Genomic DNA, 24455 nt, shown 5'->3' with positions numbered 1-24455 from the left:
TTAAGCCCCTCCTGGATTGACCCGTGCTCGTGCTGCTTGTGTTGCAGCACGCTCGTTGTCGTTTGTCCGGAGGTCTTATGGAGATGTCCTTCTTTCTGCGTGCAAGACGCAGGATGGCGTGCGGGGTGTTGTTTGCCCTGGCGCTCAGTGGTCCTGTGGTGGCGGCACCGCCCGCTATCCCGATCAGCTATCCCGAAGCACTACAACAAGCGCTTGCTAACGCCCCTACCCTGCAGGTGCGCCGATCCCAGATCGATGCAAGTACCGAAGAAGCCGCGCGTGCCGGCGCGTTGCCCGATCCACGTCTGATCGTGGGGCTGGCGAACTGGCCCGTCAGCGGACCCGATGCCTTCAGTCTGCGGGCAGACGAGATGACCACCCAGCAAGTCGGGCTGATGCAGGAGTTTCCTGCCCGTGCGAAACGACGTGCCGAGCAAGCGCTGGCTCAAGCGACGCTGGCACAAGCGCGCTCACTGTCGATGGTCGAACAGCAGATGGTGGTCCAAGCGGCCGCGCAGGCCTGGATCGAGCTGCGGAGTACGCAGCAAGCCGTAGATGCGTTGGAAGGTTTGCGCGAGCCGGCGCGCATAGCCGAGCGTGCGGCGCGTGCTCGCTTGGCAGGTGGCACGGCCGGGGCCAGTGACGTGCTTGCCGCCCAGGCCGTCCTACTGCAGTTGGACAATCGCCTGGAGCAGGTACATGCGGAGCACGCCGCGGCGCAGGCCGGCCTGGCGCGGTGGTTGGGTATTGCACCAGAGGCGATCTTGGCCAGTGGTACGGCGCCGGATTTTTCGCAGTTGCCATTGGAGCCCACCCAACTGCTGGCCAACCTGGACCAGCACACACCACTACTGGGCTGGGAGGCACGCCAGAGCTTAGCCCAGGCCCAGGTGGATGCGGCCGTGGCCGAAACCCGCCCGGATTGGAGTGTGGAGCTCACCTACGGACGTCGCGAGCGCGCACTCGACGGCATGGCGCGCAGCGACATGCTCATGGTGGAAGTGGGCGTGGGCCTGCCGCTGTTCCAGAAGAACCGCCAAGCACGAGGCATCGTGGCACGACGGGCTGAGCTGGAGGCGGTGTCCGCAGAGCGCGATGAGGCCCGGCGCATCCAAGCCGAGTCGGTGCAACGCGCGATGGCGCGATGGCGCGGGTTAACCGGCCAGTTGGAGCGTCAGAACACGCAGAGCCTGCCTTTGGCGCGCGATCGCGCACGCACGGCGTTGGCCGCCTACGGCGCCGGTGCCGACCTGCAGCCGTGGCTGGAAGCGCGGCGCGATGAGATCGAATTGCAACTGGAGAACGCCCGTCTGCTGGGCGAACAGGGCCGTGCCTGGGCGGCACTGGCCTATCTGCTGCCCCATGAGGAGAACACGCCATGACCCCGACCAAGACGCGTCTCACACAGCTCGCCGTGGCCCTCGGGTTGCTGGCGCTCGGCTTTGCCAGCGGCTACGCCTGGATGACTCGAACCTCTGATTCCACCCCGCCCACCGGCACGAGCGGCGCAGGTCAAGCGCGCAAGGTGTTGTACTGGTACGACCCCATGGCGCCGGAGCAGCGATTCGACAAGCCGGGCAAATCTCCGTTCATGGATATGAAGTTGCTGCCCAAATACGCAGATGAGGCCATGGGCGGCGGAACGCAGATCAATCCGCGCCTGCAGCAGAACGTGGGCATACGCACTCAGGAAGTGACGGTAGAGTCACTAGGGACTGCTGTACGCGTGCCGGGCACACTGACGAGGGATCTGACCCAGGAAACCGTGGTCAGTGCGCGCACGGAAGGCTTGATCACCCACGTGCAGGTAAAGGCGCCGTTTACCGAGGTTCGTCGTGGTCAAGCGCTGGCCACCGTGCAGGCCCCGGCATGGAACGCGGCCATCGCCGAAGCACATACCCTGAGCCAAGCTCAGTCCGCGAGCGCGCGTGAGCTACAGGGTGCCGCGCAACAACGGTTGCGTTCGTTGGGTGTTCCTTCTGGCGCCTCGGCCAGAAGTGGCGTCGTGCTTGGCGCAGACCACAGTGGTGTCGTGACCGAGATCCTGGCACGCGAGGGGCAGACGGTGATACCCGGTACGCCACTGTTCAAGATCAATGGGCTGGACACGCTGTGGCTGGAGGCCTCGGTGCCCCAGGCAGCGCTGGGCACCTTGCGGCTGGGGACCTCAGTGCAGGCCACGGTCAATGCATGGCCGGCAGAGCGCTTTGGCGGACAGATCCAGGCGTTGCTTCCCCAGGTCGACATGGCTAGTCGCACGCAGCGGGCGCGAATTGTGCTGCGCAACCCGCAGCGTCGGCTGGTGCCGGGCATGTTCGCCGAGGTTCTGGTGCAGCCCGATGCGAGCAGGCCTTGCCAGTCGTTCCCACGGAGGCGCTGATTGCCACCGGGCGGGACAGCCGGGTCATCGTGCAGGATCCGGACGGGAGCTTCCGGCCAGTGCGGGTGAGTGCCGGACGTAGCGTGCAAGGGCGCACGCAGATCGTGGCAGGCTTGGCCGGTGGTGAACGCGTGGTGGTCTCGGGTCAGTTCCTGCTCGACTCTGAAGCCAATCTCTCCGGTGCGTTGGAGCGCCTGGGCGCTGCACAACCTACAAGCCCTGCCAGCGCATCAGGTGTACACGAGCGCCATGACGCCGGGCACGACGCACGCACTGTCGTGCCGTCACCGTCCAGACAGCCTGCGCCTGTCGCGCCAGAGACCTCCACCTCCACGCCGCCACGCTGCCCGGTGCAGTACTGGTATGACCCGATGGTGCCGGAGAAGCATTTCGACAAGCCGGGCAAGTCACCGTTCATGGATATGCAGTTGGTACCCAAGTTCGGCTCCGCCGCAGCCGCTGATTGCCAGGCAAGCGCCGTCATGTCCGAAGCGATGGAGGGCACGCCATGATCGCGCGCCTGATCCATGCTTGCATCGCCAATCGCGTGCTGGTGCTGGTTGCCGCCGCGCTGCTGGCGGTGGTCGGCATCTGGTCGATAAAGAACACGCCGCTGGATGCGCTGCCGGACCTGTCGGATACCCAAGTCATCATCCGCACGCAATGGGCTGGGCAAACCCCGCGTATCATCGAAGACCAAGTCACCTACCCGTTGGCCACCACGATGTTGTCCGTGCCGGGCGTGAAAGCGGTACGCGGCTTCTCCTTCTTCGGTGATTCGTTCGTCTACATCCTGTTTGACGATGCCACTGATCTGTACTGGGCTCGCTCTCGAGTGCTCGAGTACTTGAGCCAGGTGCGCGATCGACTTCCGCCGAATGTGAATCCGGCGCTGGGTCCTGATGCGACAGGGCTGGGCTGGATCTACCAGTACGCCTTGGTGGATCGGACCGGTCAACGTGATGTGGGGCAGCTGCGTGCGTTGCAGGACTGGTTTCTTCGTTATGAGCTAAAAACCGTGCCGGACGTGGCTGAAGTAGCCAGTGTGGGCGGTGCGGTGCGCGCCTGGCAGATCCAGCCGGATCCGCAGGCGTTGGCGGCCCGTGGACTGACGGTGGCCGAGCTCATCGAGGCGGTGGATGCGGCCAACGGCGCTACCGGGGGCTCCGTGATCGAACAAGGCGAAGCCGAACTGATGGTGCGTAGCGAAGGCTACCTGCGCACACAGGAGGCGTTCGAACAGGTGCCGGTAACCGGCAACGACGGCATCCCCGTCTTGCTCGGCGAGGTGGCCACGATCAGTCGCGGGCCGGTCTTCCGTCGTGGTATCGCAGAGTCGGATGGTCAAGGTGAGGTGGCCGGCGGCGTGATCGTCCTGCGGACCGGCAAGGATGCCTTGGGGGCCATTCGGAACGTCAAAGCGCGACTGCAGGCGTTGCAATCCAGCTTGCCCGAAGGCGTGGAAGTGGTGGCGGTGTACGACCGCTCCGAGCTAATCCAGGATGCGGTACGCAACCTCACCCATAAGCTTGGTGAAGAGTTCCTGGTCGTAGCGCTGGTATGCCTGCTGTTCCTGTGGCACCTACGCTCGGCGTTGGTGGCCGTCATCACCCTACCCTTGGGTATCCTAGCGGCCTTCATCGTGATGCACGCCCAGGGGATCTCCGCCAACTTGCTGTCGTTAGGAGGCATCGCCATCGCCATTGGTGCGATGGTCGATGCAGCGGTGGTGATGATCGAAAATGCACACAAGCATCTGGAGCACTGGCGGGAGGAGCACGGTCGGGAACCCCAGGGTGAGGAGCGCTGGCAGTTGATGGCCCGCTCGGCGGCCGAGGTCGGACCGGCCCTGTTCGCGAGCTTGCTGGTCATCACCCTATCCTTCGTGCCGGTTTTTGCCCTGCAGGCGCAGGAAGGGCGTTTATTCTCGCCCTTGGCCTACACCAAGACCTACGCGATGGCCGCCGCAGCAGGGTTGTCGGTGACCTTGATCCCCGTGCTGATGGGCTACCTGATCCGCGGCCACATCCGGCCGGAACAACAGAACCCCATAAATCGCATCCTGATCGCCGGATACCGGCCCATTCTGTTGTGGGTCCTCAAACATCCCGGTGTCACCTTGCTGCTCAGTGGCCTGCTGCTGGTGCTCACCTTGATCCCCTTTAGCCGGTTGGGCAGTGAATTCATGCCACCCTTGGAAGAAGGCAGCCTGCTGTACATGCCCACTGCGTTGCCAGGCCTGTCAGCCGACAAGGCGCGCCAGTTGCTTCAGCTCTCAGGACGGATGATCAAAACCGTACCGGAGGTCGAGCACGTGTTCGGCAAGGCCGGCCGTGCCGAAAGTGCGACCGATCCGGCACCTATGGAAATGTTTGAGACCACCGTGACCTTCAAGCCGCGGGATCAATGGCGCCCGGGCATGACCCTTCAGAAGCTACGCCAAGAGTTGGACGCCGCGGTCAAGATTCCCGGTCTAACCAATCTATGGGTACCGCCCATTCGCAATCGCATCGATATGTTGGCCACCGGCATCAAAAGCCCGATTGGGATCAAGGTCTCCGGACCAGATGTGGAGCAGATCGAGCGCCTGAGCCAGCAGATCGAGCAGGTGGCCAAGACTGTGCCCGGCGTGAGTTCGGCACTGGCCGAACGCGTCACCGGCGGGCGCTATGTCGATGTACAGGTGCGCCCGGAAATCGCTGCGCGTTATGGATTCACTCAAGGCCAACTCCAGCAACTGATTGCCACGGTCGTTGGCGGCGATCCAATCGGGGAAACGATCGAGGGGCGCGAGCGCTATCCCATCGTCTTGCGCTACCCCCGTGGCCAGCGCGACTCATTGCAGGCCTTGCAGGATCTGCCGCTGATCGCGCCAGGCGGTGTGCAACTGACCTTGAGCCAGGTGGCGGAGCTGTCAATCAGCCCAGGCCCGCCGATGCTCAAGAGCGATAACGGCCGGTTGGTGGGCTACATCTACGTCGATGTGGCCGATCGCGACTTAGGATCGGTGGTCCAGGACCTGCAAGCCGCGATGCAGACCCAGGTGAGTTTGCCTGCCGGCTATGGTCTGGCCTGGTCGGGGCAGTACGAGTATCTGCAACGGGCATTGGCACGCCTGCAATGGGTGGTGCCCGCGGCGTTGGCGATCATCTTCCTGGTCATCTGGATGGTGTTTCGCCGGCTCAGCGATGTATCCATCATCCTGCTCAGCTTGCCCTTGGCGTTGGTGGGCGGTTTCTGGTTGATCTGGGGGCTGGGCCATGCGATTTCGGTAGCCAGCATGATCGGATTCATCGCCCTGGGTGGCGTTGCGGCTGAGTTCGGCGTCATCATGTTGCTGTACCTGCGTCATGCTTGGGAGCAGCGCTTGGCCAGCGGTGCGCCGGAAGATGTGTCTACCCTGCAAGAGGCTATCTACGAAGGTGCCGTGCAGCGGGTGCGCCCGAAGGCGATGACGGTAGCCGTCATCCTGGCCGGGTTGTTTCCGCTGTTCGTTGGTGCCGGTGCCGGCTCGGAGGTCATGCAACGTATCGCCGCGCCGATGCTGGGTGGCATGCTCACCGCACCGGTGCTCTCTATGGTGGTGATTCCCGCAGCGTTCTATCTGGTGCGGCGACGTGGATTGCGCGCGGCGCGGGGCGACCAATGAGAGACAGACTGAGCACCTGAGGTCCGTCCCCACAAAAAGACGCGAGTCATGGAAGAAGTCATGACTGGCGTCAAAGGGGAGAGTACCGCCTACGTGCCTACTTGTCAGTGCCCGGCGTGCGGGGAAATCTCAAAGCTCAGCGACGCCCGATCCGACACAAAATCCAAAGCCTTTTGTGTAGAGGGCACCATGTGATTGGTGTGGATGTACCAGGTCTTGGCGGTGGTCACCTGGAAACTGGCTTGGCCTTGGGCATCGGTGCGCAGGAGCGTAGCGCTACCGTGCCCGCCCTTGACCGGTGCATCAGCACGATGACCGACGTACACGCGTAGGTTGGGCACTGGCGTGCCCTGCTGCAGCACTTGGAACGACAGCTGTTCGCCGACCTTCACGCTTCCAGGATTGCGGGTCAAGCGGATCTCCAACGGATAGCCCAGCGAGGCAGCGAAGTCGTCGGTCAGTTTCGTGCCCACCTGTCCAATGGCACGGGCATGCTTGGTATAGCTATAGGTGACCCCTTTGGGGAACTTGCTTGCGTCATAGGTGGCCAGCGTATCGGGCAAGTCTTCCAGCTCCAGGTACTTGCCGAACTCGCTGGCCGTACGTGTGCTGGTGGAAGCCATCGTCGAGACACCCAGCAGATAGGTGCCCTCGCCCGCCGGATGGACGGTGAGCTGGCTTTGCTTGCCGATCTCTTTCCAACTGGCCAGGTCCGGGGCGGCCTTGGCACCGTCCTGGCTCAGCGAAACGTCCTGTAGACGCGCTCGGGTGACTGCGCCAGCACTTTCATCGAAGGTGCCGTTGTTCACCAAGGCGGTGTTCGCCTCGCCCGCTGCGGTGCCAGGCTTGGAGAAAGCGACAAACAGGTCGTGCGCACCGGCACTGCCGGCCACAGCGAACAGCAGTAGTGTGGCGGATAGTTGCGTGTTTCTCATGATGTGTAGCTCCTCGTGATCGTGGCTTACCAGTGGTAACCAAAGCGGACATTCCAGCGACGACCCAGCAAGTCGTACGTCATGGTGTCGGTGTCGGTGTTGGGGTTGTTCTTCACGAACGGCGCCTTCTTATCGAGCACTTTTTCAACGCCGGCGGAGATATCCCATTTCTTCTTGATGCCGTAGCTCAGTTGCAGGCTGTGGTACACCACGCTGGACACATGCGAGCCGATCGTGTCGGGCACGGCGATGATGTCGTCCGCGCTGCCGATGTACTGCGCCGAATAGACGCCGGTCCAACGGTTCTTGCCCATACGCAGTGAGCCCAAGCCACGCCACTGGGTGTAGCTACCCAAGCCGCTGGTGATCTTGCCGGCGTACTCAATGGTGGTGGCCCCGGGCGTGAGCGCCCCCAACCCACGCGGGGTGAGTCTGGAGGTCCTGGAAGCCCTGCTGGATCTGGTCATGGCCTCGGGCAAGGTACGTGTGGTCGACGTGGCGGAACTGTGTCCGCCCCTGGATCCGGATCAAGCCACCGCACGTGTGGCCGCGCGTTTGATCCACCGAATGGTCAGTGCGCAGGCTCAGTGAAGTGATATCGGCTGGCAAAAGGCAGTGAGCTAACGGGAACGCTCAGCCAGCAACTGCTTCATTTGCGCGATCTCCTGTGTCTGCGAGGTAATAATGTCCTGGCAGAGCTTCACCAACTCAGGATCCTTCAGACGATTCTCCTCACACATCAGGATGGCGCCAGCGTGGTGGGGAATCATCGAACGGATGAACTGCTTGTCAGTGACCGCTGCTTGAGTGCGAATGCCCCACCAGCAGAACAGCATGAACGCCACCGTCAGACCAGCCAGAATCAGATTGCGTCGGCGATCGGGGTACATGCTGGACATTAGCCACAGCTCGATCAGCAGCATGGGAGCGGCCATCAGGCCCGCCATGTAGAACTGGTTGACGTTGTTATAGACGTTAGCCCACTGATCGACCATTGCGTACATCAATGCGTACATGGCCACGAAAGACAGGCCCATCATCAACAACAGGCGGCCGTAATGGCCTTGATGCCCTTGTTGTGCCTGGTGGGCAGGTTGGTGTGAGGCGTGCGGTTTTGCGTGCTGGGACTGCGGGTCTTGCGCGTTTTCGTGCGTACCGTGCGAAGAGGACATAACAATCTCCGTGGGAATGGCAGAACGGCGGAAGAACCCGGGAACTGTTGGAACAGCTCCCGGGCTGAGAACACTTACATACCCTTGCCGGCAGCGAATTCCTGCGGGCTCAGCTTGCCGTCTTTGTTGCTATCGAGCATGCCAAAGTGCGGCGCCAGCTTGTGCTTGGCCAGTTCTTCCTTGGACAGCGAGCCGTCCTTGTTGGCATCGAGCTTGGTGAAATCGGCATCGGCCGCCGCCGGCTTGTGCTGACCGTAGTCGGTGGTGGGCGTGGTGGTCTGGCCGCCGGCGAAGGCCGCGCCCGCCATCAGGAACAAGGCCATCATCGAGAGGGAGGCATAACGCTTCATTGCAGTACTCCTTGTGGGATATGAGCCATCAGTGACAGGAATGGCCGCGCGCAGGCTCATCGGCGCGGTCAGGGTGGGGGGTGGCAACAACGGTGGAGCCGGACAAACGCAGGGCATTGGCGACCACCGAAACCGAGCTCACGCTCATGGCGAGCGCCGCGACCATCGGACTCAGTAGGATCCCGAACGCGGGGTAGAGCACCCCGGCCGCGAGCGGAACCCCGAGCGCGTTGTAGACGAACGCGAAGGTGAGGTTCTGCTTCATGTTGGCCACGGTGGCCTGAGAGATCTTCCGGGCGCGCAGGATGCCGCGCAGGTCGCCCTTGACCAGGGTGATCTGCGCGCTCGACATCGCGACGTCGGTGCCAGTACCCATGGCAATGCCGACGTCGGCGGCGGCCAGCGCCGGCGCGTCGTTGATGCCGTCGCCCGCCATCGCCACCCGCCGGCCTTCGCGCTTGAGGCGCTGCACCAGTTCGGCCTTGTCCTCGGGGCGGACCTCGCCATGCACTTCGTCCAGGCCCAACTCTGTGGCCACAGCCCGTGCGGTGGTGAGCCCGTCGCCGGTGGCCATGATGATGCGCAGCCCGGCGGCGTGCAGCTCATTGATGGCGGCCGCGGCCGACGCCTTGATCGGGTCTGCGACCGCGATCAGACCCGCCAGGCGACCGTCCACGGCGAGGAACATGGCGCTCGCACCCTCGCGGCGCAGACGCTCGGCGACGTCGACATGCGCACCGGGATCGGCGCCCAGATCATCCATGAGGGCGGTATTGCCCAGCGCAAGCGCGCGACCGGCGACGGTTCCGCGCACACCCATGCCGGTCACCGAGTCGAAGTCCTCCACGCGGTCGAACTCGAAGTTCCGGCGTCGGGCCTCGGCCACGATGGCATCGGCCAGCGGATGCTCGCTGCCCTGGTCCAGGCTGGCCGCCAGGTGCAGCACCTGGTCGGCGTCGAAGCCCTCGAAGGCCACGACTTCCTTGAACGCGGGGCGTCCTTCGGTGAGGGTGCCGGTCTTGTCGACGATGAGGGTATCGATGCGGCGCATGTGCTCGATGGCCTCGGCATCGCGGAACAACACGCCCACCTGTGCCGCCTTGCCGGTGGCGACCATGATCGACATCGGCGTGGCCAGACCCAGCGCGCAGGGGCAGGCGATGATCAACACCGAAACCGCGTTCAGGATGGCAAAGGTCCAGGCCGGCTCCGGGCCGAAGAAGCCCCAGATGAAGAAGGTGGCCACCGCGATCGCCAGGACCGCGAGCACGAACCAGTAGGCGACGGTATCGGCCATCCGCTGCATCGGCGCGCGAGCGCGCTGCGCCTGCGCGACCAGCTGCACGATCTGCGACAGCACAGTGTCGGAACCCACCTTGGCGGCGCGGATCACCAGCGCGCCGGTGCCGTTCTGGGTCGCGCCGATGACCTGATCGCCAGTGGTTTTCTCGACCGGGATCGGCTCGCCGGTGAGCATCGACTCGTCGACCCTGGAGCGGCCTTCCACCACTTCGCCATCCACCGGCAACTTTTCGCCGGGTCGCACGCGCAGGTGGTCGCCGACATGCACGTGGGTTAGCGGGATGTCTTCCTCGGTGCCGTCGGCATTGACCCGCCGGGCTTCCTTGGGCGCCAGACCAAGCAGGCCCTTGATTGCCGCGGACGTTTTCGAACGCGCTCGTAGCTCCAGCATCTGGCCGAGCAGCGTCAGCGACACGATCACCGCCGCCGCCTCGTAATACACGCCGATGCGCCCATGTTCGGTAAACGACGGTGGGAACAAGCCGGGTGCCAGCGTGGCGACCAGGCTGTAGCCAAAGGCGGCCGCAACGCCAATCCCGATGAGGGTGAACATGTTCGGGCTGCGGTTGCGGATCGACTGCACGCAGCGCTCGAAGAACGGCCAGCCGGCCCACAGCACGACTGGTGTGGTCAAGACCAGCTCGACCCAGGTCTGCACGTCGATCGACAACGGCAGGATCTGCACGTCGCCCAGCACGACACGCGGGAGGTACTGGCCGAACATGGCCAGCACGAGCGTCACCACAGTCAGCGGAAGCGTCCACCAGAACCGGCGCGAGAAGTCGCGAAGTTCCGGATTGTCATCGTCCTCCAGGCTCGGCATTTCCGGCTCCAGCGCCATGCCGCAGAAGGGACAGTTGCCTGGACCTTGTTGCCGGACTTCCGGGTGCATCGGGCAGGTGTAGATGGCGCCGGGCTGTGCCACCTCGGGTTCGTCCTGGGGCGTCAGATAGCGCTCCGGATCGGCCACGAACTTCGCGCGGCATCGCTCCGAGCAGAAGTGGAAAGGTGTGTCGGCGTGGGTCGCATGATGCTGCGTCGTGGCGGGATCGACCTGCATGCCACAGACCGGATCGGTGACCCGTCCATCCGCAGCCTCGACAGGGGCTGCGCCTGCAGAATGGTGATGGTCATGGGACGACGGTGAGTTCATGCCGATGCTCGCTTTAGTGGGGATGGACTGCCAAGGCAGTGTGCCATTGCGGGTTACACAGCTATTCGGGGCTGAGCGTCCCGAGCACTGAAACAACAATCAGGATCAAGATGGCCAGCGCGGCCTCAGCCGTAACACTCTGCCGCAAAGCCCGCACCTCCTGCGCGGGATCTCCGCTGGTCAGCGCTCGTTCCAAGCGCGGCACCAGCGTCCATCGGTGCAGCGCTCCCAAACCCAGCATTCCAGCGAACAGGGCCAGTTTGAACAGCAGCAACTTCCCGTAGGTGCTCTGGAACAGGGCCGAAAACGACCACGCGGTGAGATCCCCGTAGTGCGCGATGCCGGACACGATGAGCGCACCAACGAAGATCGTTCCCAGCGTCGAAAAACCATGCAGAAAGTCATGCGTTGATCGCAGACGCCCGCTGCCGTTCGTCTCTTTGCCGCGCAGCAGCATGGCAAGGAACATCAGGACCGCTGCGATCCAGCCGCCTGCCGCGAGAAGATGGACGATGCCTGCAGCAAGCCGGACCGCGCCTGCCAAGCCCTCGCCAGCGGCGGCGTGGCCGTTCCATGCCAGCGAAGCGAGTGCGCCGCCCGCCAGCATCGCCCCCAGCGGGAAGGCGGTCTCCACCTTCCCGCGGCGACGATGCCATCCGAGCACGAACATCAGGGCGACCAGCAGCGCGCCTCTCGCCATGGCTGCCCGGCCCGCGGACGTCTCGAGCAGATACCAGCCAAGCGATCCGCGATCAACCTCGGCAAGCGGCATTCCCATGATGCCCGCGGTCTTGAAGACGACATCGAGCCCGGTGAGCACGAGACCGGCTACGGCACCCGCCAATAGAACGCCCATGAGTGACCACCCGGCCAAGGCGTCGGCGAGTGCCGATCGACGCGACCCGTACCAACCGAAGAGTGGAACCCCGAAAAGAACCATGATGACAAGGTATTCCAAGAATCTCAGTGCATAAGCCGACAGGTCGAACATTCGCGACTCCTCAGCGCACCGTGAAGCTGAAGCTGCCCGGCATGGGGTGGTTGTCACCACCGACGGCGCGGTATTCCACGGTATAGACGCCCGGAGCCAGCGGTCCAGGCAACTTGGCACGCAGGGTCTTGCCGTTGTTGACGATCTCGGTCGTGAAATTCTCGATCGGCATGGTGGAACTGCCGTGCTTCATGAGCAACTTGAGACGCGACGCCCGCGGAATCAATGTCTCGTTGAACACGAGATCGATCTGGCCTGGCGAGGCCACCACCGCATTTGCCGCCGGTGTGGACTGCTGCAGCGCGGCGTGGGCGTGCGCGACCTGCAGCGAAAACTGCCCGGCCGCGATTGCGAGGACGAGCGCGAAGGAGCGAATGACGTTGGACGACTTCATATGGATAAATCCTCATTGGAATGTGATGCAAAGCCCGTTCGGGAGGGGCCGCGCTGTGTTCGATGCGACAAGCGTTAGATGTCGGACTGTCACCGAAACCACGATTTGTCGGATTTTCTTGATACTTCCGCTTTCGCGAGACGAGGATCCCACCGGCTCAGGCGGGATCCTCGACGCATTACGCTGCCATGGCGCTGCAGCTTTCCGCGCAGCGGCGACAAACTTCGGCGCAGCGCGTCATCTCAGGGTCGTTCATGGCGTCGCATGCATCGGCGCACTGGCGGCAGATCTCCGCGCAGGCACCGCAAACCACGTCGTGAACGCTGGCACCGCGCAGCATCGCGTCGGCACTGGTTGCGCAGGTATCGGCACACGTCGCCAACAGGGCGATATGCTCCGGGGCCGCGTGAACACCTCCTTTGGTCAGGCAGTAGTTGATCGTCTCCAGGCAGATCGCATGGCATTGCGTGCAGTTGTCGATGCACTCGTTCATGGCCTGGGGCCGGTGTGCTGCGGAATGGTGAGTCATGTAGTTCTCCTTCTTCCTCGCGGGCGAGAATCGGCGCGCCCGCAACACCGTCCCCTGTTGCTGCGACGGATCAGTGCTGTGCGAACGGTTCAGTGGTTCCGTCGCGATGGATCAGCTCGACCGTGAACGGCTGCTGGCGTCCCTCCGGGACCTCCATGCCCGGAGAACCAAGCGGCATCCCTGGGAGGACCAGGCCGCGTGCGTTCGGCTTTTCTTCGAGGAGACGCTTGATGTCCGCGGCCGGAACGTGGCCTTCGATGACGTATCCGCCGATCTCGGCCGTGTGGCAGGAGCCCTTTGCATAGGGGACACCCAACCGCTCCTTGACCAGACCCAGGTCATCCATGTCGTGCACATCCACGGTGAATCCCGCCTTCTGCACGTGGTCGATCCAGACACCGCAGCACCCGCAGGTCGGGGTCTTGTGGACGGTCATGCGTGGCAGGGCTGCTGGAGTCGCGTCGGCTGATGGGACGACAACCTGTGCGGAGGGCGAGGTTGTGGGTTGCGCGGATGAAGCATCCTGGGTGCAAGCACCCAGACCAGCCACGGCAAGGACCACAAAAGTCAGACGGTGCAATGTGAGCGTAGTCATTTCAATCTCTCGACTCAGCGCTTGGTCCGCGAGGACCAGTGGATGTGGACGATCCGCCAGCCGTCCGCGGTCTCCTTCAGCACCATCGTCTCGGCGCTCTGGACGGTCAGTGGCTGGCCGTCCTTCTGGGCATGCAACTCGCTTTCGGTTCCGACCCACGCGAACTCGCCGGCGGCTCGTGCGCGCTGACGGAGCAGCTGGCGATGGGCGCCCTTGAGGAACGCCGCATCGCTGACTGCGTGATGGCCCATGTATTCCTCGCGGCTGCGTTCGGCGCCCCCGGACTCGAGGATGAGAACGTCGGCAGCGAGCAGGGCTTCGACCGTGGCCAGATCGCCGCTAGACAGGGCCCTGTTGAAACGCTCCGCTACGGCGACCGCGGCCTCTGCAGTGACTGGGACGTCGACGTCCGCAGATGCCGCGGCAGCGGGGTGATGTGCGTGCGGCTGTGTCGCCTGCGCCATTGCGGGGGACACGACGGCCAGTGCCAGTGCGAGGGTGAACGAGATTGCTGTTGCGTTCATTGCGTGGGCTCCAAGGAGATCAATGGGTGTGCGCATGGCCGTCATCGGCCACGGGCGTGTGTGGTGCAGGGTGCGACTCCACCTTGCCGTCGGGATGGCCGTGGCTCACCAACCCGACTTCCGTGTCGCTGGGTGTCGGGCCGTGGTGATCGTCGTCCACGCCCGGCGGGTGCGCATGCGGCATGGAGTTGTTGCCCGGCTCGAATAAGGCAGGGTGATCCTCGGCCTTTTCGTCGTCATGGTGGCCTTGCGTCTCGCCGCCGCCATGCGAATGGCCCTCGCTGCTGTCGACAAGTTCCTTGTACGCAGTCGCGTCCAGCGTGGGCAACTTCTGCAGGAAGGCCGACATGTTCCATATGAACTCATCGTCCATGCTGCCGCCCCAAGCGGGCATGCCGCTGGCCTTGATGCCGTGCTTGATCACCCAGAACGCCTCAGCTGGAGCGACCGGCTGTTTGCTTAGGTTCGGTGGCGCGGGGTACAGGCCCTTGCTCATCTCGGTGGCCGCCGCGTCTGGTGAAAGATGGCAGGTCACGCACATGGCGTTGTAGTTGCCCGCACCCTGGCGGATACGCTCAGGATCATCAAGGTTCGTGGGTAGCTGAAGCTTGGCGGCGCGCACCTCAATGGAACGCTCGCGCGCCGTTTCAAGTAGCGCATACACCGGGCGACTATGCGGATCGTCGGCGGCCACGTTGTACACGCCCAGAGAGACCGTGGCGGTTGCGACCACCGCAACCAATGCCACGCCGGCACCGAGCCATACCCACATCTTTTTGTTGGATTTCATTGTCAGTTCCCCTTAGAACCAGGTACGAAGGCCGATGACCAAGCGCGTGTCTTCAAAGGACTCGCCATGCTCGCGTCGCATGTCTGCGGTATTGCCAAACGCGCGCTCGTACACCACGCCGATGTAGGGAGCGAACTTTCGGGTGAACTCATAGCGAAGTCGTAGCCCCGCCTCAGCGGCACTCAGACCCGAACCTATCCCGCGCAATGGATCGTTCTTGCCATAGGCGGTGACTTCCACCAGCGGCTGCAAGATCAGCCGGTTGGTTAGCAGCAATTCGTACTCGGCCTCGACATTGGCGGCAGTCTGGCCCCCTTCGCCGAGATAGGCTGTGGCGGACACTTCGAACTTCATCGGCGCCAAGCCCTGTACACCGATAGCGGCGAAGTTCTGCGATGCCCCAGGCTTGAAGTCATGACGCACACCGGCCACCACATCCCACCACGTGGAGATACTGCGGCCGTAAAGCACTTCCAGATCAGCCGACTCGGTCTGACCATCCGTGCGTTCGCCTTCACTGCGGAGCCAGACGCGATTGAGGTCCGTACCGATCCAGCCCTGGCCCTCCCAGCCCAGCCCGGTGCCCGGATCGGCATCCCAGGTTTCCAGGCGATTGAGCAGCACGTAGCTCTTGATCGAGTTGTCATGCACCGGATGCGCGTGTTCCGGCGCGATGGCCGCCTTGCGATCCGCGTCCGTCACCGCGGGAATCGGGGTGCGCGGCTGCGTTGGCGCTGCAGGCCCGTGTCCCATCTGACTGTGGTCCATGCCCTCCATCGATTGCATTCCCGCTTCTGGTGTAGCGGGCGCGGGCGAATCATGGCCCATCTGCGAATGGTCCATCCCCTGCATCGCAGGCGTGGCCGTGCCGGAGGTGTCGGCTGCAGCGGGCTGTGCCATCTGACTGTGATCCATGCCCTGCATCGACTGCGCCTGCGCTGTGGGCGCCGCAGGTGTGCTCGCGGGCGAGCCGTGCCCCATCTGCGAATGGTCCATGCCCTGCATGGCAGGCTCGGCTGCGTTAGCCTGCGGCTCGGCGTGGCCCATCGCCGCATGATCGATCGTCGCTTCGCTCGTCTTGGCCGGTGTTGCAGGCTTTTGGGCTGGCGCAGGTTTTGATGTCGGCGCCTGATGTGCAGAGTGATCCTGAGTCTGGGTCTGCGCGCCCTGCTCCATCTGCATGGAGCCGTGCTGCATAGATTGGGCGCTGGCCGCATTGGCCAGGGCCAGCGAGATAGCCGTCAGCGCAGTCAGGGTGGTATCGCGTCTATTGATGTTCATTCGTCGACCCTCACCGTGCGCATCATTCCGGCTTCCATGTGATAAAGCAGGTGGCAATGGAACGCCCAGCTGCCCAACGCATCGGCACGCACGCGATACGTGCGTCGGCTACCTGGCGGCATATCCACCGTGTGCTTGCGCACCATGAAGTTGCCGTTGTCGTCCTCCACGTCACTCCACATGCCGTGCAAATGGATGGGATGGGTCATCATCGTGTCGTTAACCAATACGATGCGCATACGCTCGCCGTAGTTCAGCCGCAGCGGCTCGACATCGGAAAACTTCTGACCGTTGAAGCCCCAGGAGAATTTCTCCATGTGTCCGGTCAGATGCAGCTCGATCTCGCGACCGGGGTCGCGTCCGTCAGGGTCTTCAAAGGTGCTCTTGAGCATGGAATACGTCAGCACATGACGGCCGTTATCGCGCAGGCCATTGCCCGGATCATCCAAGCGCGAACTCACGCTCATGGCTTGGTTGTCCAACAGGGGATTGTTGGTCTCGCTAGCAGGGTGTGATTGCATGCCCCCGTGCTGCATGCCTGCCATGGCACCATCGCCGGCGGCGGGCATCGCATGGCCTGCATGGGCCGAGGTCGCGTTACCGCTGACAGGTGGGGTCATGCCAGGCATGCCCATGGCCGCACCACAGCCGCCTTCCATGCCCTTGCTGCCGCCAGACATATCCATCGACCCATGATCCATGCCCATGTCTGCCATCGTCAGCAGCGGCCGGGGATCCACAGACGGAACGGGCGCGCGTAATCCTTCGCGCACAGCGAGCGTGCCGCTGATGTAGCCGGTGCGACCGGAGTCTTGGGCAAAGATGGTGAATGCGTCCTGCCCGGAGGGCTCCACGATCACATCGAAGGTTTCTGCTACCGCGATGCGGAACTCGTCGACGGAAACCGGATGGACATACAAGCCATCTGCCGCCACCACGGTCATCTTCAGCCCCGGAATACGCACATCGAAGTACGTCATGGCAGAGCCATTGATGAAACGCAGGCGCACCTTCTCGCCACTGCGGAACAAACCGGTCCAGTTGCCCAGTGAGGTCGTGCCGTTCATCAGGTAGGTGTAGGTGTTGGCGTTGACGTCGGACAGGTCCGTGGGCGTCATCCGCATCACGCCCCACATCTTGCGATCTTCCAACGTGGCCGACAGGCCGTTGCGCTTCACATCGCGCGCAAAATCGCCGACCGTGCGCTTGTAGTAATTGTCATGGCCCGGCATCTTCTTCAAACGATCGAACAGGGCCGTCGGGTCCAGGTCTGTCCAATCGCTCAGCATCACGACGTAGTCGCGATCGAAACTGAAGGGCTCCGGCTCCAATGGGTCGATGACGATCGGGCCATAGAGCCCGGCTTGTTCCTGGAACCCTGAGTGGCTGTGGTACCAGTAGGTTCCGCCCTGATGCAGGGTGAACCGGTAGTGGTAGGTCTCACCACGTCCGATACCGTCAAAGCTCAGACCCGGCACGCCGTCCATGTTGGCCGGCAAAATGATGCCGTGCCAATGGATGGAGGTGTCCGCGCCATGGATGGAGTTAGCGGGCAATGCATTAGAGACGCGCAAGTTGACCGTGGTGCCTTCCCGCCACCGCAGCAACGGCGCCGGAACGGACCCGTTGACCGTGATCGCGGTGCGGGTCTTGCCGGTGAAGTTCATCGGCGTCTCGCCAATGGTCAGGTCAAACTCAGTGCCCGATAGTACGTTGGGTTGTCCCGGCCCCTTGAGCGCCCAACTGGCTTTGGGCCAGAAACCTAATCCTGCGACTGCGCCTCCCAAGGCCAAGCCTTGGACAAATCGCCGCCGCGAAGGCAGCAGCGGTCCACCGCGTGGACCACGAAAATCATCATGCGACATGAAAATGCTCCAAGCGTCGTGTTGCCACCGGCGGGCGGTGGTACAGAGCGGGCGGCTGGCCTAAACAGGCATGCAAGCCACACCAACGGCGCCATTGCGGCGCCTAGGGACGCTTAGCCGATCGGTGGTCGGATCAGATGAGGCAAGGCAGGTGCCGCATGCCCTAGGGGCAGCGGCATGACATCCAGGCCCAAGGCCAGTTGCACCGAAACATGCAGGCGCGCAGGAAGTGCGCTCGCGCAAGCGTGTACGCAGGCGCACCGGCACGCAGAAGACTTGCAACAGTCGGGACCGGCATGGTCGCCATGCCCAGTGCCAGCCTTTTCAATCGATGTGGCATCGGGATGATGCTCAGCACTGTGATCGGCGAAGCAGTCTTCGTCGACTTGCACCGCGGCAGCCACTTCGCTGGCCTGCTCTTCCATGACCGGGTTCATACTGACGGACGCAAACGCCGACCACGCGCCGTTAAGCACGAGCATGGCGATCAGGAACAGTCGCAGTAGAAGTGAGGAGGCTGACACGGGCGACATGGTATATCACTTTAGACAAGGCGCGTGTGTATCGGTCGTGAACAAAATCTCAAGTAAGCCTGAGATGTCGCGACTTGTCAGTCGCACTAGCCGCGGACACTGCAGCTCCCTCCAGAAGCGCCCAAAGGGCGGGTTGAGGCGAAGAGTTGCCCATAGGGCGAGCGCTTGTTCGGTTTACTTCTCGGGCGTGGCCTCGATCAGCTTCACCAACTCGCGCTTCTGCTGCTTGCTTAGCGAGCCCCAGCGCAGGAGCAACTTGGCCAGCAGATCATCGTCGGTGTAAAGGAAGGCGGCGGGGATCCCCAACGCTTGGGCCAACCGCTCAGCAATCTCCAGCATGGGCTCGTGCTTGCCACGCTCGTACTGGTTGATTCGGGGGCTGGCCACGTGAGGATCCAGACCGGCCCGGATGCCCAACTCCTTCTGCGACAAACCCGTGTGCAGGCGGGCTTGTTTGAGGCGTCGAGCGAAGGTCGGTGTTGAGTCGACGGACAAAGTCACGCGCGCACCCCATGGAGACCCCATAAGGATGGCGGATGTACCCTGCCTTGCATACTAAGATATTCTTAGCTTTGAGGCAACCGGCGACACCGGTAGCGCCCCCCCTCCCCCCCCCAGGAGCCACGCCGCTCCCTCATCCCCGGAAACCGCATGCCCGGAACCTCGTCAATGACGCCATCTGGGGTCGCCAGCATCGAGGAGTTGGGCCTTCGTGGCACCCTTTTCCTAGCCGCACTGTTAGCCGCGCAGCTACGACGCATACCGGTGGCGCCCACACGCCGCTCCACCTTGCTGGTGCTGGACACGCTGCGAGACTTGGCCTTGATCCAAGTTCCCTGGCCAGCGGATCGATGGCAGATCCGCCCCGATGCCGAGGTCACGCCCATCGAAGATCTGCAATGGGCTTTCGCCTGGTCTACCCACGAGCGCAGGCACCTGCTCCCGGTGCTGGAAGACCAACTCGGCGATATGGCACACGATGTAGACTTGGCGGACGCGAAACTGGAGCTGTGGGATGAACTTGCACTCTGGGAGACCGAGCAGTTTCTGGAGCAGCAATTGCTCAAACATCACTTCGACCCAGGCTGGGCACGTGATGTGGGGTTCGTCTTTCAATCCGGACCGCGGGGCTTGCCGATCGCGCGGTGGCGTTACTGCTGCTGGGCGGCGGTACGCCAAGGTGCCTCGGTGGCGATGCGTCTTGGCGTGCACGACAGCGCCCATGTGCGGGAAGCCATCTTTCAGGAGGTCCAGAAGCGCCTGCGCTACCTGATGACCAGTTCGCCCGAGCAAGGCATGTTCAAGCCCTATCATTTGGCACCGGAGTCCTCAGTAGCCAAACTGTTTGTAGATTGGGTCGTCCCTATGGAATGGGCGTACTGGACAGGTGAGCGCCACCCCAGCCGCTAGCAGACAAACGAGCAGCCTCGTCAGTCGGCTCCCCCATCTTGCGCATGGCCGCGCCGAGTTTTCTTCACCGCATTTTGTGCTGGCGTCAGTTGATTCAGTAGAGGCTCTAGCGCTTCAAGACGTGCATTGGCACGCAACGCATCGGCTTCAGCGCTCTCGCGGCGCTCACGCTCCCGCGCAAGGGTGTCTTGAACTTGAGCTAGCTCGTTGCGCATGGTATCCAAGGTCTTGGCGTCAGTCTTCCAGCGCTCCTGCAGTGCCAAATAGTCCGTCGCGGTCTGGCGCAACGCCACGACCTCGCTGTGTTGGCCTTCGTGGGCCTGTCGTAGCTGGGCAAGCTCACGCTCAATCCGCCCGTGGCGCTCCAGCCATTGACCATTGTCGCGGTTCAGCACCAACAGCTCCTGATTCTTCGCGCCCAAGGCTTCATTGGCCTGACGTAAGGCTACTTGCAGCTCTTGGACCTGATGCTCGTGACGGCGAAGCTCTTGCTCACGCTGCTCTTTGGTTGAAGTGCGGTAGTGCTCAAGCGCTTCCCGGGCATGGGCATGCTTGTCCTCCAGAGAACGCGTATGCGCCTCATGATCAGCCAGCCGCACCGTCATGCCAGCGATGCGCTCGTTCAACTGGGCGATTTCCGCGATCCTGTCACCTAGATTCTGTTGAAGGAGGGCGTGAGCAGCTTGCTCTTGGTGCAGGCTTGCTTCGGTGCGCTGCAGCCGACTGCTCAAGGCGGCAGCCTCCTCTTGGGCACCGGAAAGCGCCTGTTGCCGACTGTGGAGCTCAGCCTGATGGCGCTCACGCTCCTGGGTGAGGATGGCCTCTGCTTCCTCCTGGAGCCGCGAGGCCAAGCGCGCAACCAAGTCCTGCAAAGCATCACTAACGGCTACCGTCCTCGCCGGACCGCCGCCTTCCTCTCCTTCCAGTTCACGCAAGTAGCGGTGGATCGTGGTCTTGGAGCCCGTGTTGCCCAAGGCCACTCGCACCGCGTCGACTGACGGCTTCTTGCCTTGGGCCAGCAGCGCGTCGCGCGCCTTCTGGACGTCACTCTTATAGAGTCCTGCGCGCGCCATCGTGCCACCCCACTTTATTTCGTAATGTATTACATACCATGTAATTACATACTATTAAAGCAGGTAGACGACCGCTCGTCGGCGAAAATAGTTATACGGGATAATATTGAATTATCCCGCCTGATCGTCTTTTTGCTCCAGATTTCACCGGTGGCACGTACGAAACGGTCCGAGAGGAGACGCCCCTGCAGACGCCTATGGCACCTCTATCGACCAGGCCATCCAGAGGGGCCTCGTGCTGGGTTAAAATTGAGCGCGAATGGCCCATTCTTCTCCCACGACCACGCCAATGCCGCCCTAGACCCAGCCTGGGCCTAGATCGTCAAGACGTGGTTACAGCGCACAGCGCTTGAGGGAGTCTTATGCCGACCCATACCGCGGAGGCCGCGCGCCGCCGCACGTTTGCCATCATTTCGCACCCGGATGCCGGGAAAACCACCCTGACCGAGAAGTTTCTGTTGTTTGGCGGCGCCATTCGCCAGGCCGGTAGCGTCAAGTCCCGGAAGTCAGCCAAGCACGCCACGTCCGACTGGATGACGCTGGAGAAGGAACGCGGCATTTCGGTCACCTCGTCGGTGATGCAGTTCCCCTACGATGGCCGCATCGTCAACCTGCTCGATACGCCGGGGCATGCCGACTTCTCCGAGGACACCTACCGTGTGCTGACCGCGGTCGATTCGGCGCTGATGGTCATCGACTGCGCCAAGGGCGTGGAAGAGCGCACGATCAAGCTGATGGAGGTCTGTCGGCTGCGGGACACGCCGATCATGACCTTCATCAACAAGCTCGACCGCGAAGGCAAGTCGCCGGTCGAACTGCTGGACGAGGTCGAGCGCGTCCTCGACATCCCCTGCGCACCGATCACCTGGCCGATCGGCATGGGATCGAGGCTCAAGGGCGTGATCCATCTGATGACCGGCGAGGTCCACCTGTTCGAAACTGGCAAGAACTTCACGCGACAGGATTCGACGATCTTCCCATCCATAGAGGATCCTGCACTGGTCAAGCGCGTCGGAGCGCAGCTCCTCGATGAGGTCCGGGAGGAGCTGGCCCTGGTTCAGGGCGCGTCTCATCCCTTCGATCGCGAACTGTATTTGGCAGGTCTGCAGACTCCGGTATTCTTCGGCTCGGCGGTGAACAACTTTGGTGTCCAGTTGCTGCTCGACTTCTTCGTCACGCATGCGCCGGCACCCAAGCCACGCGACGCATCCCTGAGGAAGGTTTCGCCAGAGGAGCCGGCTTTCAGTGGCTTCGTGTTCAAGATCCAGGCCAATATGGATCCATTGCATCGCGACCGCGTCGCCTTCCTGCGCGTGTGCTCCGGCAGCTATCAGCACGGCATCAAGGCACTCCATGTCCGCACGGGCAAGGAGATGCGGCTTGGCGATGCCTTGACGTTCATGGCGTCCGAGCGTGAGTTGGCCGAGCACGCCTACCCGGGCGACGTCATTGGCATTCATAACCACGGCACGATCGCCATCGCCGACACGTTCACCGTCGGCGATCCGTTGCAGTTCACCGGCATACCGAGCTTTGCCCCCGAGCTGTTCCGGCGCATCCGCCTGCGGGACCCGTTGCGTCTCAAGCATTTGCAAAAGGGTCTGACCCAGTTGTCTGAAGAGGGAGCCACGCAGTTTTTCCGGCCACTGTTGTCCAACGACCTGATCCTCGGGGCAATCGGAACCCTGCAGTTCGAGGTGGTGGCCTATCGGTTAAAGGACGAGTACGGCGTGGAAGCGAGTTTCGAACCGGTCCAGATCCACACTGCGCGCTGGATCCAGGCTGAGAGCGATTCCGATCTCGAAGAGTTCCGTGAGAAGGCGGCAACCCATCTTGCGCTCGATGCTTCCGGAGCCCTGGTCTACCTGGCACCCAGTCGCGTCAACCTGCAGATGGCGCAGGAACGTGCACCGAAGATTTGCTTCACAGCCACACGCGAGCACTCCCAAGCCGTGGGTCGCGCGGACTAGGGGTTGTCCGTGTAAAAATGGTTCTTTGCGGATTACCGTGGAGCCTCGGCTGACCAACGGTGCCCTTGAGGCCTGATTTCCTAGATTCGAGGATGCAGCCATGCTGGACCGGAAGACGATCGAAAAGCTGGATGGCCGGGAAGGCTATCGGGTAGAGCGCGTGGCGTGGCCTGAGGATGACAGCCGGACCGTCACGATCTACCTCAAGCCATCGGCGCGGACGATGTACTGCGAGCACTGCGACACTCCCAAGCCGTGGGTCGCGTGCAGCGCAGGGGAAACCATCACGTTCATGAACCCCTCACCTCCGGTCGAATCGGCAATTGATCGGCGCGGACGTCGACCGCGTGCTCGATAGGCATTGATGCCGGACGTCTAACCCCCACGCTCCCGCATCACCTCGCGCACGATGAACAGCGACGCGATCGAGCACGCTTCAGAGCAGTCCTCGCGCAGGGCCAATTCGTGGAGGCGATCGAGCTGCCAAGGGACCACCTCGAGCTCTTCGGGTTCGTCCCCCGGCAAGCGCTCCGGGTACAGGTCCTCCGCCAGTACCAGATGGATGGCGTTGCTCATGTAGGTGGGGGCCAAGGTCAGTGGCCGCAGATAGCGCATAACCTTGGCGCCCATTCCGACCTCTTCCTTCAGCTCGCGATTGGCGGCCTCGAGAATCGACTCGCCGGGGTCCATACGTCCCTTGGGCAGGCCAAGTTCGTATCGATGGGTGCCCACCGCGTACTCGCGAATCAAAAGTACCGTGTGCGGATCGGGCATCGCGGCGATGATGACGCTTCCAGGTGAGCGGGTGTGGAGCCGCTCGTAGAGCCGTCGCTCCCCGTTCGCGAATTCGAGATGCACCTGTTCCAGGCAATACGGGCCGAGCTCGGTCGCATCAGCCCGATGGATGACCGGTAGGCGCAGGATCGTGTTGAGGCGGGACATCAGCCGTCTTCCGATTGCACCGCGCCCGGCGGTTCTGCTTCGGCAATCGCGACGCCGCTGCTGAGGAACATGCGGGCAGCAGCGGCCGCATTCTCCAAGGCCAAGCGGGTGACCTTGGTCGGATCGAGGATGCCGAACGCGACCATGTCGCCGTATTCGCCGGTCTGGGCGTTGTAGCCGAAATTGCCGCTGCCTTCCTTGACTTTGTTGACCACGACCGATGGCTCTTCACCGGCGTTGGCGACGATCTCGCGCAGCGGTGCTTCCATCGCGCGCAGGGCGATCTGGATGCCGTGGTTCTGGTCTTCGTTGGCGCCCTTCAGGCCTGCAATCGCGGCCTTGGCGCGCAGCAGCGCGACGCCGCCGCCCGGGACGATGCCTTCTTCCACCGCCGCACGCGTGGCGTGCAGGGCGTCTTCGACGCGGGCCTTCTTTGCCTTCATCTCGATCTCGGTCGACGCACCGACCTTGATCACCGCCACGCCGCCGGCCAGCTTGGCAACGCGCTCCTGCAGCTTCTCGCGGTCGTAATCCGACGAGGTGTCTTCGATCTGGGTCTTGATCTGGGTGACACGCGATTCGATGTTGGCCTTCTCGCCGGCGCCATCGATGATCGT

25 protein-coding genes and 1 pseudogene are annotated in these 24455 nt (G+C 62.9%); 8 read left to right on the top strand and 18 right to left on the bottom strand.

Features of this window, described 5'->3' with window-relative positions:
- Window positions 1-23: 23 nt before the first annotated feature.
- From C0R07_RS18590 to C0R07_RS18580, 4 genes are read left to right on the top strand one after another with little or no spacing between them, the layout of a single operon-like run.
- Entirely contained in the window at window positions 24-1382 is a 1359-nt protein-coding gene (locus tag C0R07_RS18590; RefSeq protein ID WP_224096874.1) for a TolC family protein, read from the top strand.
- A complete protein-coding gene (locus C0R07_RS18585; RefSeq protein ID WP_224096873.1) occupies window positions 1379-2380 on the top strand; it encodes an efflux RND transporter periplasmic adaptor subunit in 1002 nt (333 codons plus the stop codon). The genes C0R07_RS18590 and C0R07_RS18585 overlap by 4 nt, the downstream gene beginning before the upstream one ends.
- Window positions 2353-2892, top strand: coding sequence for a heavy metal-binding domain-containing protein (locus tag C0R07_RS20320; protein ID WP_421115963.1), 540 nt, complete (start codon window positions 2353-2355; stop codon window positions 2890-2892). Before C0R07_RS18585 ends, C0R07_RS20320 begins: the two co-directional genes overlap by 28 nt.
- Window positions 2889-6029 (top strand): efflux RND transporter permease subunit, encoded by a 3141-nt coding sequence (locus C0R07_RS18580; RefSeq protein ID WP_074058991.1) that lies wholly within the window; start codon window positions 2889-2891, stop codon window positions 6027-6029. The genes C0R07_RS20320 and C0R07_RS18580 overlap by 4 nt, the downstream gene beginning before the upstream one ends.
- 104 nt (window positions 6030-6133) lie before the next feature.
- On the opposite strand, the gene C0R07_RS18575 is transcribed toward C0R07_RS18580, so the two are convergent.
- Window positions 6134-6964: a DUF4198 domain-containing protein gene (locus C0R07_RS18575; protein ID WP_005995738.1), complete on the bottom strand. Its 831-nt coding sequence runs from the start codon at window positions 6962-6964 to the stop codon at window positions 6134-6136.
- A gap of 26 nt (window positions 6965-6990) precedes the next feature.
- Window positions 6991-7278: a TonB-dependent receptor gene (locus tag C0R07_RS18570; protein WP_005413409.1), complete on the bottom strand. Its 288-nt coding sequence runs from the start codon at window positions 7276-7278 to the stop codon at window positions 6991-6993.
- A gap of 88 nt (window positions 7279-7366) precedes the next feature.
- Between C0R07_RS18570 and C0R07_RS18565 the strand changes: the two genes are divergently transcribed.
- A complete protein-coding gene (locus C0R07_RS18565) occupies window positions 7367-7555 on the top strand; it encodes an arginase family protein (protein ID WP_187756563.1) in 189 nt (62 codons plus the stop codon).
- Between the two features lie 29 nt (window positions 7556-7584).
- Here the strand turns inward: C0R07_RS18565 and C0R07_RS18560 are convergent, their stop codons facing one another.
- From C0R07_RS18560 to C0R07_RS18500, 13 genes are all read right to left on the bottom strand, one after another.
- The gene (locus C0R07_RS18560) at window positions 7585-8136 is read right to left on the bottom strand and encodes a DUF305 domain-containing protein (RefSeq protein ID WP_005995733.1); all 552 of its coding nucleotides are present in this window, start codon (window positions 8134-8136) and stop codon (window positions 7585-7587) included.
- A 74-nt stretch (window positions 8137-8210) separates the two neighbouring features.
- Window positions 8211-8486 carry a hypothetical protein gene (locus tag C0R07_RS18555; protein WP_102789634.1) on the bottom strand — a complete coding sequence of 92 codons (276 nt, stop codon included), beginning with the start codon at window positions 8484-8486 and terminating at the stop codon, window positions 8211-8213.
- A gap of 28 nt (window positions 8487-8514) precedes the next feature.
- The gene (locus tag C0R07_RS18550) at window positions 8515-10941 is read right to left on the bottom strand and encodes a heavy metal translocating P-type ATPase (RefSeq protein WP_074058989.1); all 2427 of its coding nucleotides are present in this window, start codon (window positions 10939-10941) and stop codon (window positions 8515-8517) included.
- 61 nt (window positions 10942-11002) lie between these two features.
- The gene (gene copD, locus C0R07_RS18545) at window positions 11003-11932 is read right to left on the bottom strand and encodes a copper homeostasis membrane protein CopD (RefSeq protein WP_005995728.1); all 930 of its coding nucleotides are present in this window, start codon (window positions 11930-11932) and stop codon (window positions 11003-11005) included.
- A gap of 10 nt (window positions 11933-11942) precedes the next feature.
- Window positions 11943-12326, bottom strand: coding sequence for a copper homeostasis periplasmic binding protein CopC (copC, locus tag C0R07_RS18540; protein ID WP_005413416.1), 384 nt, complete (start codon window positions 12324-12326; stop codon window positions 11943-11945).
- A gap of 178 nt (window positions 12327-12504) precedes the next feature.
- Window positions 12505-12855: a four-helix bundle copper-binding protein gene (locus C0R07_RS18535; RefSeq protein WP_012480213.1), complete on the bottom strand. Its 351-nt coding sequence runs from the start codon at window positions 12853-12855 to the stop codon at window positions 12505-12507.
- 70 nt (window positions 12856-12925) lie between these two features.
- Window positions 12926-13450 (bottom strand): DUF411 domain-containing protein, encoded by a 525-nt coding sequence (locus C0R07_RS18530; protein ID WP_223293215.1) that lies wholly within the window; start codon window positions 13448-13450, stop codon window positions 12926-12928.
- A gap of 14 nt (window positions 13451-13464) precedes the next feature.
- Window positions 13465-13974, bottom strand: coding sequence for a nuclear transport factor 2 family protein (locus tag C0R07_RS18525; protein WP_012480215.1), 510 nt, complete (start codon window positions 13972-13974; stop codon window positions 13465-13467).
- Window positions 13975-13993: 19 nt separating this feature from the next.
- Window positions 13994-14764 (bottom strand): c-type cytochrome, encoded by a 771-nt coding sequence (locus C0R07_RS18520; protein ID WP_012480216.1) that lies wholly within the window; start codon window positions 14762-14764, stop codon window positions 13994-13996.
- Between the two features lie 12 nt (window positions 14765-14776).
- Window positions 14777-16045, bottom strand: a complete 1269-nt coding sequence (locus C0R07_RS18515; protein ID WP_005413421.1) for a copper-binding protein CopB — start codon at window positions 16043-16045, stop codon at window positions 14777-14779.
- Complete coding sequence (locus C0R07_RS18510) at window positions 16042-17910, bottom strand: copper resistance system multicopper oxidase (protein ID WP_012480217.1); 1869 nt, start codon at window positions 17908-17910, stop codon at window positions 16042-16044. Before C0R07_RS18510 ends, C0R07_RS18515 begins: the two co-directional genes overlap by 4 nt.
- A 113-nt stretch (window positions 17911-18023) precedes the next feature.
- Window positions 18024-18443 carry a transcriptional regulator CopL gene (gene copL / locus C0R07_RS18505; protein WP_074058987.1) on the bottom strand — a complete coding sequence of 140 codons (420 nt, stop codon included), beginning with the start codon at window positions 18441-18443 and terminating at the stop codon, window positions 18024-18026.
- A gap of 174 nt (window positions 18444-18617) precedes the next feature.
- Window positions 18618-18968: a helix-turn-helix domain-containing protein gene (locus tag C0R07_RS18500; protein WP_043033515.1), complete on the bottom strand. Its 351-nt coding sequence runs from the start codon at window positions 18966-18968 to the stop codon at window positions 18618-18620.
- Between the two features lie 126 nt (window positions 18969-19094).
- Between C0R07_RS18500 and C0R07_RS18495 the strand changes: the two genes are divergently transcribed.
- On the top strand, window positions 19095-19853 hold the full coding sequence (locus C0R07_RS18495; RefSeq protein WP_223293216.1) for a hypothetical protein: 759 nt from the start codon (window positions 19095-19097) through the stop codon (window positions 19851-19853).
- Between the two features lie 20 nt (window positions 19854-19873).
- On the opposite strand, the gene C0R07_RS18490 is transcribed toward C0R07_RS18495, so the two are convergent.
- The gene (locus C0R07_RS18490; protein WP_032961134.1) at window positions 19874-20926 is read right to left on the bottom strand and encodes a DNA-binding protein; all 1053 of its coding nucleotides are present in this window, start codon (window positions 20924-20926) and stop codon (window positions 19874-19876) included.
- Between the two features lie 362 nt (window positions 20927-21288).
- Here C0R07_RS18490 and C0R07_RS18485 point away from each other — a divergent pair, with 362 nt between their 5' ends.
- Complete coding sequence (locus C0R07_RS18485; RefSeq protein ID WP_005413425.1) at window positions 21289-22896, top strand: peptide chain release factor 3; 1608 nt, start codon at window positions 21289-21291, stop codon at window positions 22894-22896.
- Between the two features lie 100 nt (window positions 22897-22996).
- A pseudogene (locus C0R07_RS20190) lies at window positions 22997-23137 on the top strand (ISL3 family transposase); the annotation flags it as partial.
- A gap of 134 nt (window positions 23138-23271) precedes the next feature.
- Here the strand turns inward: C0R07_RS20190 and nudE are convergent.
- The gene (gene nudE, locus C0R07_RS18475) at window positions 23272-23838 is read right to left on the bottom strand and encodes an ADP compounds hydrolase NudE (protein ID WP_032966771.1); all 567 of its coding nucleotides are present in this window, start codon (window positions 23836-23838) and stop codon (window positions 23272-23274) included.
- Window positions 23838-24455: TCP-1/cpn60 chaperonin family protein (locus C0R07_RS18470; protein ID WP_302476401.1), on the bottom strand; the 618-nt coding region annotated here is incomplete at its 5' end. The genes nudE and C0R07_RS18470, both read right to left, overlap by 1 nt.

Source organism: Stenotrophomonas bentonitica, assembly GCF_002887735.1.
Lineage (GTDB): Bacteria > Pseudomonadota > Gammaproteobacteria > Xanthomonadales > Xanthomonadaceae > Stenotrophomonas > Stenotrophomonas bentonitica_A.
The sequence above is the reverse complement of the archived record's forward strand: the minus strand, read 5'-3'. Positions and strand labels throughout refer to the sequence as shown.